Raw genomic sequence first — 14,449 nt, forward strand, 5'->3', positions numbered from 1 at the left:
CCATCGCGAGCAGGCTCGCTCCCACAGTGGTTCAGTGATGCCTGCCATCATCCCTGTGGGAGCGAGCCTGCTCGCGATGACGGCAGTCCAAACGCCATCTGATCCAGCAGACCCACCCCAGCCGCCTTACAACAAGCTGATCGGGTAGCTGATAAAGATCCGGTTCTCATCGAACTCATTGGTGCTGAAGTCCCGACGCAACGACGAATTGCGCCACTTCACATTGAGGTTCTTCAGCGCACCGCTCTGCACGGTGTACGCCAGTTCGCTTTCACGGCCCCATTCCTTACCGTCGTCCACCGTGGCGGTGTGCACGTTGTCGCCGCTGATGTAGCGGTTCATCAGGGTCAGGCCCGGCACGCCGACGGCAGCGAAGTTGAAGTCGTGGCGCACTTGCCAGGATTTTTCCCTGGCGTTGTCGTAGCTGGAGTTGTAGCTGTCGTTGGCCAGGGTGCCGCCGCTGGTGCCGTTGACGCGCATCCAGGCATCGTCGCCGCTGAGTTTCTGCAGGCCGACGTAGAAGGTGTTGCCCCCGTACTTGGCCGAGAGCATGGCGAAGGCGGTCTTGTTGTCCAGGTCGCCGGCCAGGGCGCTGCCGTTTTCCTTGCCGATGAAGTAGCCGAGGTTGGCGCCCAGGGTCCAGTCGCCGATGGGCTGGCTGTGGGTCAGGTTGAAATACTGCTGTTGGTAGATGTCGCTCAGTTCCGCGTACCAGACGCCGACCTGGGTGCGTTTGTCGTTGAAGGCGTATTCACCGCCGCCGAAGTTGAAACGATCGGAGGTGAAGGCTGGGCGGCCGTTCATGAACATGTCTTCCATGCTCGCATCGTTGCGCGGACTGTTGCCGCGGAACTGGCCGCCGTAGAGGCTCAGGCCGCTGATTTCGGTGGAGGTGACCTGGCCGCCGCGGAAGGTTTGCGGCAGGGAGCGACCGTCGTCGGAACGCAGGATCGGCAACACCGGCATCCATTCGCCGACCTTCAATTCAGTCTTCGACACCTTGGCCTTGAGGGCCACGCCGAGGCGACCGAAGTCATCGGCCGGACGGCCGTCATCGTGGACCGGCAGCAACTGGGTGCCGGCGGTGCCTTTGCCGCCATCGAGCTTGATCGAGTACAGGCCCAGCACGTCCATGCCGAACCCCACCATGCCCTGGGTGAAACCGGACTTGGCGTCGAGGATGAAGCTCTGGGTCCATTCCTCGGCCTTGCCCTGGGCGTTGTTCGGGTTGGTGAAGTTGCGGTTGAAATAGGCGTTGCGCAGGTTCAACGTGGCCTTGGCGTCATCGACGAAACCTTCGGCATGGGCGACGGTTGGCAGGAACGCGGCCAGGCCGCTGCAACCGAGCAACAGCATTGCGGGACTGGAATGGAGAAGAGTACGGCGGGTTGGACGGTGGACGGGCGAAAAACGGACGCGTGTGCTCACTATGACGGCTCCCTACTTTTTTGTTGTTTTTATTTGTCATACGTCGTCGTACAACATGAGGCGGATTATTTGTGGGCCGTTGCGCGTTGTCAACTGGCCATAATCGGAATTATCCAATTGGGCGATGCTTGAAAATGAGCTGGGTCAATGGTTGCAGCGAAGGAAAGTGCAGGACGAGGCCTTGGCGGCGGCTCATGGCGGGCAGCAGCCGAGCCTGAAGGGTTATGCGATGACTGGTCTAAGACATTGGTCGAATGGTCCCCTTGAAGCACCTCAGTTTCTGTGGCGAGGGGATTTATCCCCGCTGGGGTGCGAAGCAGCCCTAATTACAGAGACCTGGATGCATCAGACATATTGTGCGAGTGCCTAGGGGGCTGCTTCACAGCCCAGCGGGGATAAATCCCCTCGCCACAAGGAGCGACTCCCGCAGGGACTCGCGGTGTTTTCGACAGTGGGTGAATGCTAGTCTTGGGCATCGCTGTTGCCAGGGAGCCCTCATGGGCAATCACAAGATCGAGATTCGTCGCAGTAACGTCGAGAAAATCCTGTTGGCCGCGGAGAAGGTCTTTGCCGAGAAAGGCTTCGGCAGCACCGCCATGGCCGACATCGCGGCTGAAGTGCAGTTGCCCCGTTCCAACCTGCATTATTACTTCAGCACCAAGAGCGAGCTGTACAGTGCCGTGCTGTTCGACCTGCTGGAAGTCTGGAAGCAGGACGCCTTGTGCTTCGAAATGTTCGACGATCCGCGGGTGGTGCTCAGCAGTTATATCCGCGCCAAGATGAACCACTCCCGCAGCCGGCCTTATGGCTCGAAGGTCTGGGCCAACGAAGTGATCCATGGCGCGCCCGCGCTGGGGCAGGCGCTGGACGCCAGCCTCTATGAATGGGCCAAGATGAAGGAAGCGAAGATTCGCCAGTGGGTGGAGGACAAACGCATCCTGCCGGTGGAGCCCTCGAGCCTGCTCTACATGATCTGGGCTTCGACCCAGCACTACGCTGACTTCGATCACCAGATCAACATCCTCAACGATCACCAGCCGTTGTCGGACATGCAGTTCGAGCGGGCGGTGCAGACGGTGACCGGGGTGATTTTGCGGGGGATCGGGTTGGAGCCTTGAAACTGGGGTGTGGCTGAGGGCGTCATCGCGAGCAGGCTCGCTCCCACATTGGAAATGCGATCCCCCGTGGGAGCGAGCCTGCTCGCGATGGCGCCAGTCCAGGCACCTCTGCCCTCAAACCGCTACATGATAGGGATTGCGCGGATCATGATCCCAATCCAGAAACGGCTTGCCCGTCTCCACCGGCACCATCTCGATGCAATCCTGTACCGGGCAGGTGATCTGGCACAGGTTGCAACCTACGCATTCTTCATCGATCACTTCATATTTGCGCGTTCCGTCAGTTTGCCTGTGGCTGGCGATGGCCTGGTGCGAGGTGTCTTCACAGGCGATGTGGCAGCGGCCGCAACCGATGCAGGCCTCCTGGTCGATCCTGGCGATGACCTGGTAGTTGATGTCCAGGTATTTCCAATCGGTGGTGTTGCCTACCGCACGACCGGAGAACGCCTGGAGGTTGGCGTGGCCCTGGCTGTCCATCCAGCGTGACAGGCCGTCCTTCATCTCTTCGACGATGCGAAAACCGTGCAGCATCGCCGCCGTGCACACCTGCACCGCGCCGCTGCCCAGGGCGATGAATTCCGCGGCATCGCGCCAACTGCCGATGCCGCCGATGCCGCAGATGGGCAAGCCGCGGGTCTGCGGGTCACGGGCGATTTCCGCCACCATGTTCAGCGCAATCGGCTTGACCGCCGAGCCGCAGTAACCCCCGTGGGTGCTCTGGCTGCCGACGGTGGGCAGCGCGACCATCCGCTCCAGGTCGACGCTGGTGATGGAGTTGATGGTGTTGATCAGCGACACCGCATCCGCGCCACCGCGATGGGCCGCCCGGGCGGCGACGCGGATGTCGGTGATGTTCGGCGTGAGCTTGACGATCACCGGCAGCGAGCAATAGGTCTTGCACCAGCGGGTCACTTGTTCGACGTACTCTGGCACCTGGCCGACCGCCGCGCCCATGCCCCGTTCGGGCATGCCGTGGGGGCAACCGAAGTTCAGTTCGATACCGTCGGCACCGGTGGCTTCCACCAGGGGCAGGATGTGTTTCCACGACGCTTCGACACAGGGCACCATCAGTGACACGATCAACGCCCGGTCCGGCCAGTCCTTTTTCACCTGGGTGATTTCCCGCAGGTTGATCTCCAGGGAGCGGTCGGTGATCAGCTCGATGTTATTGATACCCAGCACCTCGCGATTGGCGCCGAAGTGCGCCGAGTAGCGCGACGACACATTCACCGCCGCCGGGTCTTCCCCCAGGGTTTTCCAGACCACGCCACCCCAGCCGGCCTCGAAGGCACGCACCACGTTGTAGGCCTTGTCGGTGGGTGGCGCGGAGGCCAGCCAGAACGGGTTGGGGGCTTTGATGCCGGCGAAGACAATCGACAGATCGGCCATTTACGCAGCCTCCACGTTGAGCATGAGTTGGGCATTGATCGCCTCGGCGGCGAGCTTGCCGTGCTGTACTGCCTGTACGGTGAGGTCCTGGTCCAGGCTGGTGCAATCGCCGCCGGCATACACGCCGGGGATGCTGGTGCGCAGGTGTTCGTCCACCAGGATCCGCCCGTCCTGGCGCTTGAGTTCCCGGGCCAATGGGTCCGCCAGCGCGTCCTCGTCGAAAGCCTGGCCGATGGCCTTGAAAATGCCGTCGGCGGGCAGGTCGAAGGTTTCGGCGTCGATGACCAGCCGACCGTTTTCCAGGTGGGTGCGGGAGAAGCGCATGCCCCGCACGTGGCCAGCGTCGTCGAGCAGCACCTGTTGCGGTTGGGCCCAGGTCAGCAGGCGGACCTGATTGGCCTTGGCGATGTCCTGCTCATGGCCGGTCGCGCCCATGTCCTCCAGACCGCGACGGTAGACCAGCGTGACGTCCCGGGCGCCGAGACGGGCCATCTGCACGGCCATGTCGATGGCGGTGTTGCCGGCACCGAGCACGATGCAGCGGTCGGCCAACGGCAACTGACTGAGATCATGGGCCTGGCGCAGCTCGCGGATGTACTCGGTGGCGGCCAGCAGCCCCGGCGCTTGCTCATCGCTCAGGCCCAGTTGTTTGCTGGCGGCCAGGCCGAGGCCGAGGAACGCCGCGTCGAACTGTTGGTGCAGGTCGCTCAGGCTGAGGTTTTCCCCCAGCTTCTGGCCGTGGCGGATTTCGATGCCGCCGATCTCCAGCAGGAAGTCAAGTTCGCGCTGGGCGTAATCGTCCACCAGTTTGTACTTGGCGATCCCGTATTCGTTGAGGCCGCCGGCCTTGTCCCGGGCCTCGAAAATCACCACGTCATGGCCGTGCATCGCACTGCGGTGAGCGCAGGACAGGCCCGCCGGGCCGGCACCGACCACGGCGATACGCTTGCCGCTGGCGGCAGCCCGTTTGAACGGGTGTTCGCTGAAGTGGGCATTGTCCACGGCGTAGCGCTGCAACAGGCCGATCAACACCGGGGCGCATTCGTGGCTGTTGTTGCGCACGCAGGCTTGCTGGCAGAGGATTTCCGTAGGGCAGACCCGGGCGCAACTGCCGCCGAGGATGTTGGCCGAGAGAATCTTCTGGGCCGCGCCCTGGACATTGTCCTGGTGGATGTTGCGAATGAACGAAGGAATATCGATGTCGCTCGGGCAAGCGTTCACGCAGGGGGCGTCGTAGCAATACAGACACCGGGACGCCTCCAGATGGGCTTGCCGGGCGTTGAGTGGTGGCGCCAGGTCACTGAAGCGGGCGGCGAGGGTGGTCGGGTCTTCCAGAGAGTGGGGAAGGTGGCTCAAGGGCTGGATCATGGAATGGGCCTCACGGTGTTGGAGGTGCTGCCTCTGGTGGGCAGTGTCTTTTTTTGGGGCCTGCGCTGGCCTCATCGCGAGCAGGCTCGCTCCCACATTTGAAATGCGGTTCCCTGTGGGAGCGAGCCTGCTCGCGATAGGCCGACGGCCGCTTTCAGCGTTTCACCGCAGTGGGCCTTTGCAATTCAGCCCGCTTGCTCAGCAAATCGAACATCGCCGGATACGCCGGTCGTTCGATGTAGCGCCCGGCCCCGCGCTCGGCCCGCAGGTCACCGTCGGCCCACACCAGCCGACCCTGGCTGATGGTATGGCTGGGCACGCCGCGCACGGTCTTGCCTTCGAAGATGTTGAAATCCACTTGCTGGTGGTGGGTCTTGGCCGAGATCGTGCGGCTGCCTTGGGGATCCCAGAGCACCAGGTCGGCGTCGGCACCGACGCGGATCGCCCCTTTGCGTGGGTAGAGGTTGAAGATCTTCGCGGTGTTGGTGGAGGTCAGCGCGACGAAATCCTGCATCGACAATTTGCCGCTGTTGACCCCTTCGTGCCAGAGCACGGCCATGCGGTCCTCGATGCCGGCGGTGCCGTTGGGGATTCTGCTGAAGTCGTCGCGACCGGCGGCTTTCTGTTCGGCGCAGAAACAGCAATGGTCGGTGGCGGTGGTGTGCAGGTTGCCCGATTGCAAGCCGTGCCACAGTGCCTCTTGATGCCCACGAGGACGGAAGGGCGGGCTCATCACGTAACCGGCGGCGGTCTGCCAGTCGGGATCGCGATAAACGCTGTCGTCCAGCAGCAGGTGCCCGGCCAGCACTTCACCGTAGACCGGTTGGCCTTTGCTGCGGGCATAGGTGATTTCGTCCAGCGCCTCCTTGGTGGAAACGTGCACCAGGTACAACGGCGTGCCCAGTGTCTCGGCAATGCGGATGGCCCGGCTCGCCGCTTCGCCTTCCACCTGCGAGGGCCGTGACAGTGGGTGGGCTTCGGGCCCGGTGATGCCATGGGCCAACAGCTTGCGTTGCAGGTGGTAGACCAGCTCGCCGTTCTCGGCGTGCACGGTGGGCACCGCGCCGAGCTCCAGGCAGCGTTCGAAGCTCGCCACCAGGGTGTCGTCGGCGGCCATGATCGCGTTCTTGTAGGCCATGAAATGCTTGAAGCTGTTCACGCCGTGGTGGTTGACCAGCTCGGCCATTTCTTCACGGACCTGCTCGCTCCACCAGGTGATTGCGACGTGAAAACCGTAATCGCTGGCGCTTTTCTCGGCCCAGCCGCGCCATTGGTGAAAGGCTTCCATCAGCGACTGCTGGGGGTTGGGAATCACGAAGTCGATGATCGACGTGGTCCCGCCGGCCAGCCCGGCGGCCGTACCGCTGAAGAAGTCTTCGCTGGCCACCGTGCCCATGAATGGCAACTGCATGTGGGTATGGGGATCGATGCCGCCGGGCATCAGGTATTGACCGCTGCCGTCGAGCACTTCGGTCGCGGCCGGAACATCCAGGTTTTCGCCGATGGCCTTGATCATGGCGTCGGCACAGAACACATCGGCGCGGTAACTTTCATCATGGGTAATCACGGTGGCGCCACGGATCAACAGAGACATTCCGAGTTCCTCGCAGGCATGACCGACTGATGTCGGTTCTTGGTGTTGTATCGATCACGGCGTGCAGTGAGAGGTGTTCCTGTCACTGCTGTCAGGATTAGACGCTAGTTGGAGATATCGAAATGAGCAAGATTATTTTCGATCAGTCGGTTTTTTGATTAATTGATTGAAAATAAACGAATAAATACAAAAAACGGCAGGATTCTGCGCTACCAGGCCATTTTGACGAGCTTGACAGGATCGTTATTTGAGCGAGATTTGTTACGGCAAATCAGCGGCTTGATCGCCGTTGAGCCGTGGTAGTACGCGTGCCTTACTGCAAGTCCTCCGGCCATCGCCCCGTCGATGAGCAAAAATAATGAAAACAGTGGAGCGGACATGACCAGATCAACTGTGACCGAGCGCGACGGGTTGTTCGAGCTTGAAGCCGGTAGCGACGTGCTCGAGAGCCCCCGTTACAACCACGACATCGCACCGACCAAGGTGCATGAGCGAACCTGGAACAAATGGCACATCACCGCCCTGTGGGTCGGCATGGCGATCTGCGTGCCGACCTATACCCTCGGCGGCGTACTCACCGCCTATTTCGGCCTGACGGTGGGCGAGGCGCTGCTGGCGATTCTGTTTGCCAACATCATCGTATTGATTCCGCTGACCCTGAACGCCTTTGCCGGAACCAAATATGGCATACCGTTTCCGGTGCTGTTGCGCTCGTCCTTCGGGGTCATCGGTTCCAACGTCCCTTGCCTGATCCGCGCCCTGGTGGCGTGCGGCTGGTTCGGGATCCAGACCCTGTTCGGCGGGCTGGCGATCCACCTGTTTCTCGGTTCGGTGTTCGAGGGCTGGAAGAGCCTGGGGGGCACGGGCGAGGTACTCGGCTTCATGATGTTCTGGGTGATGAACCTGTGGGTGGTGCTGCGCGGCGCCGAATCGATCAAGTGGCTGGAAACCCTGTCTGCGCCGCTGCTGGTGCTGGTGGGGGCGGGCCTGCTGGTGTGGGCCTTGCCCAACGTTTCCGTGACCGAACTGATGGCGGTCCCGGCCAAACGGCCCGAAGGGGCCGGCGTGACCGGCTACTTTCTGGCGGGGCTGACGGCCATGGTCGGTTTCTGGGCAACCCTGTCGCTGAACATTCCGGACTTCAGCCGCTATGCCAGGAGCCAGAAGGACCAGATCGTCGGGCAGATCATCGGCTTGCCGCTGACCATGTTCCTGTTCGCCTCCCTCGGCGTGGTCATGACCGCCGCCTCGGAAAAACTGGTGGGCGTCACCGTCTCCGACCCGGTGACCTTGATCGGGCATATCCAGAGCCCGTTGTGGGTAGCGCTGGCCATGGTGCTGATCATCGTCGCCACGCTCTCGACCAACACCGCCGCCAACATCGTTTCACCCACCAATGACTTTCAGAACCTCGCGCCCAGGCTGATCGGCCGTTCCAAGGCGGTGATGCTGACCGGCCTGGTGGGGTTGGCCCTGATGGCCCACGAACTGCTGAAAAAACTTGGCTGGATCGTCTCCGACGTCAGCCTCGAGTCGGTGTATTCCAATTGGCTGCTGGGTTACTCGAGCCTGCTCGGGCCGATTGCCGGGATCATGGTGGTGGATTACTTCCTGATCAAGAAACAACAACTGGACCTGGCCGGGTTGTACCGCGACGACGTTTACCCGGCGTGGAACTGGAACGGTTTCATCGCCTTCGGCGTGCCGGTGGCGTTGACGCTGCTGTCCCTGGGCAGCGATGCGTTCAACTGGTTCTACAGCTACGGCTGGTTCACCGGCTCGGCGCTGGGTGGGGTGATTTATTACGGGTTGTGCGGTTTGCGTGCGAGCCCATCCGTTGTCAAATCTGCCGTGTAGAGGAGGGCCCTGTCGCGAGCAGGCTTGAAATGCATTCCCCTGTGGGAGCGAGCCTGCTCGCGATGGCGGCTTCGAATACGCCAAAAAAGTGCCTGGAAAAAGGAGATCTCCATGAACGCCGCCGTCGACGTCCTGCAATCCACCCATCAACACATCAACCGCGACCGCCTCTGGCAGTCGCTCATGGACTTGGCCCGCCTGGGCGCCACGGTCAAGGGCGGCGTATGCCGGCTGGCCCTGACCGACCTCGATCGCCAGGCCCGGGACCTGTTCGTGCTGTGGGCCGAGGCGGCCGGCTGCACCGTCAGCATCGATGGGGTGGGCAATATTTTCGCCCGTCGTCCAGGACGCAATCCGATCCTGCCGCCGGTGATGACCGGCAGCCACATCGACACCCAGCCCACCGGGGGCAAATTCGATGGTTGCTTTGGCGTGTTGTCCGGGCTGGAGGTGCTGCGCACCCTTAATGACCTGAACATCGAAACCGAGGCGCCGCTGGAAGTGGTGGTGTGGACCAACGAAGAAGGCTCGCGCTTCGCGCCGTGCATGATGGGGTCGGGGGTGTTCGCGGAGAAATTCACCCTCGAAGAAACCCTCGCCAAGGTCGACGCCGAAGGCATTACCGTGGGGCAGGCGCTGAATGCCATCGGCTATGCCGGTCCGCGTCAGGTCACCGGTCACCCGGTGGGCGCGTATTTCGAGGCGCACATCGAACAGGGCCCGATCCTGGAAGACGAACGCAAGACCATCGGTGTGGTCATGGGCGCACTGGGGCAGAAATGGTTCGACCTCTCGCTGCGGGGTGTCGAGGCCCATGCCGGCCCGACCCCGATGCACCTGCGCAAGGACGCCCTGGTCGGCGCCTCGATCATCGTCGGTGCGGTCAACCGTGCCGCCCTCGGCCATCAACCCCATGCCTGCGGCACTGTCGGTTGCCTGCAGGCCTACCCGGGCTCGCGCAACGTCATTCCGGGTGAAGTGCGCATGACCCTGGATTTCCGCCATCTGGAACCGGCGCGGCTGGACTCGATGATCGCCGAGGTCAAGCAGGTCATCGACGATACCTGCCGGCAACACGGCTTGAGCTACGAGTTGACCCCCACCGCCGACTTCCCGCCGCTGTACTTCGACCCGGGTTGTGTCGACGCCGTCCGCGGAGCTGCCCAAGGGCTGGGCCTGTCCCATATGGACATCGTCAGCGGCGCCGGCCATGACGCGATTTTCCTCGCCGAGCTGGGCCCGGCCGGCATGATCTTCGTGCCCTGTGAAGGCGGGATCAGCCACAACGAGATTGAAAACGCCGCCCCCGACGATCTTGCCGCCGGCTGCGCGGTGCTGCTACGGGCAATGCTGGCCGCTTCCCAGGCCATCGCCGAGGGACGCATGGCGGCTTGAACGAGCGGGGGGCGGTTTCGCCACCGCCTGCAAGGGAACGCACGGCGACCACGGACGGTCGTAACCTCCATGCGCTTCTGACCTATGGAGACCCAATGAGCCAGGACGTCCCGACCACGGAGACCAATCGTCGTCAATTGCTGCAAATCATCGCCGGACTGTCGGACGGCGTGATGTTGATCGAAGTCGACCAGACCATTGCCTGGGCCAACCAGGCCGTGCTGAACATGCATGGGGTCAAGAGCCTCGCGGAACTGGGCGCCAATGCCCGGGAGTACGCCCGACGCTTCAATTTGCGTTATCGCAACAACCATCCGTTGACGGAGGACAGCTACCCCATCGCTCGGGTCGCCCGTGGCGATGAGTTCAGTGATGTGCTGGTGGAGGTCACGCCGGTGGCCGATCCGGACCGCACCTGGGTCCACCGCATTCGCAGCATGGTGCTGACCGATCGCAACGACGAACCGACCTTGCTGGTGCTGATTCTCAGCGACGCCACGGAGTGGGCCAGCGCCGAACAGCGGTTCGAGAAAACCTTCGCCGCCAACCCGGCGCCGGCGGTGATCTGCCGCCTCAGCGACCTGCGCTACATCAAGGTCAACCAGGGCTTCCTGGAGATGACCGGCTACAGCCGTGAGCAGGTGATCGGCCGTTCGGTCTACGAGCTGGACGTGCTCGAGGCCGCCGAGCGCCGTGAGCTGGCCATCGAGCGCCTGGGACAGGGCGCGACCATTCCGCAGATGCAGGCCGAGCTGAAGTTGCCGGAAGGCACGAGCAAGCAGGTGATCGTCGCTGGCCAGCCACTGGACCTGCACGACGAAGATTGCATGCTGTTTTCCTTCATGGACATGGAGCCGCGACGCAAGGCCGAAACGGCGCTGCGCCAGAGCGAGGAGCGCTTCGCCAAGTCGTTTCGCCTGTCCCCCGTGCCTACCCTGGTGTGCAGCGCCGAGCAACTGCTGCTGGAAATCAACGACGCCTTCCTCGAAACCACCGGGTACGCCAGTGAAGAACTGTTTGGCAAGACGGTGGCGGAAATCGGCTTTCTCGACAAGGACGCCAGTGCCACGCTGTTTGCCCGTCTGGAGAAGACCGCGACGATATCCAATGTCGATGTCGTGGTGCGCAAGAAGGGCGGCGAAATGATCGACTGCGAAGTGGCGGCCGACACCGTGATCATCCAGGACCAGCCTTGTTACCTGTTGGTCCTGGTGAACATCACCGAACGCAAGCGCTCGCAACTGGAGCTGGTGGCGGCGATCGAGGAGGTGATGAAGGACGCGTCCTGGTTCAGTCGTACGCTGATAGAGAAGCTGGCCAACGTGAAGAGCATCAACACGCAACTGCCCAGCACCTCCTACACCGAACTGACTGCCCGTGAGCGTGATGTGCTGGGGCTCATTTGCCAGGGCCTGGCGGACAAGGAGATCGCCGCACGCCTGAAACTGGCGCCCAATACCGTGCGAAATCACGTCGCTACGCTGTATTCGAAGCTGGATGTCCACAGCCGCAGCGAGGCCATCGTCTGGGCCCGGGAGCGGGGTCTGTTCGGGAATGACTGGAACATGAAGGCACCATGATAGCCAGTGCAAATGCACCGGAAGGGTTAGTGCAAATTCGGGTATCTGGCGGGCAGGTGGCTGCTTAGGATGTGAGGGTGCGGCACTTTCAGAACGGTGCCGCGTCCCCACGAAACAGTCAAGGAATACGCCGTAATGTGTAGTGATTCGAAGCCAACGTGCCATCGACAGGATGTCTGCCGGAACCCGGGGGGCGGTGTTGTTTGTCGCGCCTTTGTGTGGCTTGCGTTGAGGTGCCGTCCATGACCCAATTGGCCCCCCTGCGCGCCCGCCTCGAAGAAAGTTTCTCGCCGCTGTCCTGCGAATGCAGCCTCAACGGTGACGGTACCCTGACCGTCCGGCTCTATCGCCGCGAAAGTGGGGAAGTGGACCTGGTGGTGAGCGGCTTGAACCTCGACAGCGTTCGCTCGGAAGAAAGCCTGGCGAAGCTGATCGACGAACTGCGGTATGAGCTGCAGAACACCCCGGGGCATCGCAACGATCCCGCCTAGCTAAATTGAATGCGGTCCTTTGTGGCGAGGGAGCTTGCTTGTGGCGAGGGAGCTTGCAGCCCCTTTCTTGTGGGCGCTTCGCACCCAAGCGGGAGCAAGCTCCCTCGCCATAGGTGAACTGGGTTCAATCCTTACAACAGCGTCGCCCGGCAATCGAGCGCCAGCCGCGCGCCGCCGTATTCGCTGCTGCCCACCTCCAGTGTGAACCCGTGCAGGTTGACAATCGCCGCGACGATCGACAGGCCCAGGCCAAACCCGCCATGGTGGCTGCTGCCCTCGGCTCGATAGAAACGGCGAAACACGGCCTTGCGCTCCGGCTCCGGAATGCCGGGACCGGAGTCGAGCACCTCGATGCGGGTGCTGTCGCCCTGATCGATACCGCGCAGGGTCACCTTGCCTCCCGCCGGGGTGAACTTGATGGAATTGCTCAACAGGTTCGACACCGCTTCGAACAGCAGGGCCCGGTCGCCGTTGAGCAAAGGCAGGGTCTCGGGCACTTCGAGGCTGAAGATCAGTTCGCCTTCCTCGGCCAGGGGCAGATAGAAATCATGCAATTCCTGTAGCAACTGCAGCGGGTCGAGGCGCACGAAGCCCGAGCGACGCTGCTGGTCTTCCAGCTCGGAGATCCGCAGCAAGCCTCGGAACCGCGCCATCAGGGTATCGGTCTCGGCAATCACCTGATCCATCTGCAAGGCTTCCGGGGATCCATCCGCGGCCTGCTGCTGGATACGATAAAGCTGGGCACGCAGGCGCGTCAGCGGTGTGCGCAGGTCATGGGCAATGTTGTCGCACACACCCTTGACCTCGTTCATCAGGCGTTCGATGCGATCGAGCATGGCATTGACGATTGCCGCCAGCATGTCCAGTTCATCCCGCCGGCTCGACAACGGCAGGCGATGGGTCAGGTCGCCGGCGACGATGGCCTCGGCACTGGCCTGCAGTTTGCGGATGCGTTGCAGCGGTCGGCGGCGCAAGAGATGCCAGCCGGCAATCCCCGGCAGGATGGTCAGCGATACACCCCATAACAGCGCGTGAAGGATGATGCGAGTCACTGCGAAGAGCGAGCCGTTGTCCCGCGCCAGCACCAGCCAGCGTCCGTCCTGGGTGCGGTTCGCCACGGCGTCGCAACTGTCGGAGGGCACGCCCGGATCGTCGTAGTCGACACAATCGCTCAATATGTGGATTTTGCCGTCCAGCGGCAGGTCCGTGGGGATCCGCTGGATCGGCCCGCTCAGGTGGCGCAACTGGGGATCGAACAGGCCATAGGCGTCGACGCCGCGATCGTCCAGGGTCAGGCTGGCCATGAGCGCATCCTCCAGTTGATCGCCGTGGATGCGGGCGAACAGATGCTGGCGCTGCATCAGGGAATGTTTGGCCAGGCTGTCGAGGTAGCCGAACACCTCGTAGTACATGACCCCCATCAAAATCGCGCTCCAGAGCACGAACAACGCACTGTACAGCGCCAGCAGGCGGCTGCTGGAAGAGCGCCAGCCCTTAGCGGGGTTCAGCAATGACATAGCCCGAACCCCGCACGGTGCGAATCAGCGGTTCCAGGCCCGGCGGATCGATTTTCTTGCGCAGGCGACCGATATGGACGTCGATCAGGTTGGTGCCGGGGTCGAAGTGATAGCCCCAGACTTCCTCGAAGATCATCATGCGCGAAAGAATCTGCCCGCTGTTGCGCATCAGGAACTCCAGCAATTTGTATTCGGTGGGCAGCAGGCTGAGCAGTTGCCCGTTGCGACTGGCCTCACGGCTGATCAGATCCAGTTCCAGATCGGCCACCCGCAGGATGGTTTCCGGTTCCCGGGCGCCATTGTTGCGCCGCAGCAGCACCTCGACCCGGGCGGCCATTTCATCGGTGGCGAACGGTTTGGTCAGGTAATCGTCACCGCCGGCCCGCAAGCCGCGTACGCGCTCATCCACATCGGAAAGGGCGCTGATCATCAGGATCGGCGTCGCCACGCCCATGGTGCGCAGGGTCGTGACAATCACCAGGCCGTCGAGCTCGGGCAGCATGCGGTCGAGGGTAATCAGGTCGTAGTCGCCGCTCACCGCTCGTTCCAGGCCTTCGCGACCGTTATCGACCCAGTCGACGTTCAGGCCGTTACGGGTCAGCTCGGCGACGATTTCACGGGCGGTCACGGCGTCGTCTTCGATGGTCAGGATGCGGTTCATGGGCGGTACCGGGTTGGGAAATTGATGCCATTGCGCAGCATTCTGCCAAAG

11 protein-coding genes are annotated in these 14,449 nt (G+C 62.4%); 5 read left to right on the forward strand and 6 right to left on the reverse strand.

Annotated elements, in window-relative coordinates:
- Positions 1 to 126: 126 nt before the first annotated feature.
- The gene (locus tag N005_RS09135) at positions 127 to 1,356 is read right to left on the reverse strand and encodes an OprD family porin (protein ID WP_144402657.1); all 1,230 of its coding nucleotides are present in this window, start codon (positions 1,354 to 1,356) and stop codon (positions 127 to 129) included.
- Positions 1,357 to 1,925: 569 nt separating this feature from the next.
- On the opposite strand from N005_RS09135, the gene N005_RS09140 reads away from it, so the two are divergent.
- Positions 1,926 to 2,546, forward strand: a complete 621-nt coding sequence (locus tag N005_RS09140; protein ID WP_047700882.1) for a TetR/AcrR family transcriptional regulator — start codon at positions 1,926 to 1,928, stop codon at positions 2,544 to 2,546.
- Positions 2,547 to 2,660: 114 nt separating this feature from the next.
- On the opposite strand, the gene preA is transcribed toward N005_RS09140, so the two are convergent.
- The 3 genes from preA to hydA all read right to left on the reverse strand — a co-directional run bounded on the left by preA (position 2,661) and on the right by hydA (position 6,897).
- On the reverse strand, positions 2,661 to 3,935 hold the full coding sequence (preA, locus tag N005_RS09145; RefSeq protein WP_047700883.1) for an NAD-dependent dihydropyrimidine dehydrogenase subunit PreA: 1,275 nt from the start codon (positions 3,933 to 3,935) through the stop codon (positions 2,661 to 2,663).
- Positions 3,936 to 5,303, reverse strand: coding sequence for an NAD(P)-dependent oxidoreductase (locus tag N005_RS09150; protein ID WP_047700884.1), 1,368 nt, complete (start codon positions 5,301 to 5,303; stop codon positions 3,936 to 3,938).
- A gap of 154 nt (positions 5,304 to 5,457) precedes the next feature.
- A complete protein-coding gene (hydA, locus tag N005_RS09155) occupies positions 5,458 to 6,897 on the reverse strand; it encodes a dihydropyrimidinase (RefSeq protein WP_047700885.1) in 1,440 nt (479 codons plus the stop codon).
- 378 nt (positions 6,898 to 7,275) lie between these two features.
- Between hydA and N005_RS09160 the strand changes: the two genes are divergently transcribed.
- The 4 genes from N005_RS09160 (at position 7,276) to N005_RS09175 (ending at position 12,220) form a co-directional block, all read left to right on the forward strand.
- Positions 7,276 to 8,754, forward strand: coding sequence for an NCS1 family nucleobase:cation symporter-1 (locus N005_RS09160; protein ID WP_047700886.1), 1,479 nt, complete (start codon positions 7,276 to 7,278; stop codon positions 8,752 to 8,754).
- Between the two features lie 111 nt (positions 8,755 to 8,865).
- Positions 8,866 to 10,149 (forward strand): Zn-dependent hydrolase, encoded by a 1,284-nt coding sequence (locus N005_RS09165; protein WP_047700887.1) that lies wholly within the window; start codon positions 8,866 to 8,868, stop codon positions 10,147 to 10,149.
- A gap of 95 nt (positions 10,150 to 10,244) precedes the next feature.
- On the forward strand, positions 10,245 to 11,729 hold the full coding sequence (locus N005_RS09170) for a helix-turn-helix transcriptional regulator (RefSeq protein ID WP_047700888.1): 1,485 nt from the start codon (positions 10,245 to 10,247) through the stop codon (positions 11,727 to 11,729).
- 242 nt (positions 11,730 to 11,971) lie between these two features.
- The gene (locus tag N005_RS09175; protein WP_047700889.1) at positions 11,972 to 12,220 is read left to right on the forward strand and encodes a DUF1652 domain-containing protein; all 249 of its coding nucleotides are present in this window, start codon (positions 11,972 to 11,974) and stop codon (positions 12,218 to 12,220) included.
- Positions 12,221 to 12,351: 131 nt separating this feature from the next.
- On the opposite strand, the gene N005_RS09180 is transcribed toward N005_RS09175, so the two are convergent.
- Positions 12,352 to 13,737 (reverse strand): sensor histidine kinase, encoded by a 1,386-nt coding sequence (locus tag N005_RS09180; RefSeq protein WP_047700890.1) that lies wholly within the window; start codon positions 13,735 to 13,737, stop codon positions 12,352 to 12,354.
- The gene (locus N005_RS09185) at positions 13,715 to 14,398 is read right to left on the reverse strand and encodes a response regulator transcription factor (protein ID WP_047700891.1); all 684 of its coding nucleotides are present in this window, start codon (positions 14,396 to 14,398) and stop codon (positions 13,715 to 13,717) included. Before N005_RS09185 ends, N005_RS09180 begins: the two co-directional genes overlap by 23 nt.
- Positions 14,399 to 14,449 lie beyond the last annotated feature (51 nt).

Source organism: Pseudomonas mediterranea CFBP 5447 (genome assembly GCF_000774145.1).
GTDB lineage: Bacteria > Pseudomonadota > Gammaproteobacteria > Pseudomonadales > Pseudomonadaceae > Aquipseudomonas > Aquipseudomonas mediterranea.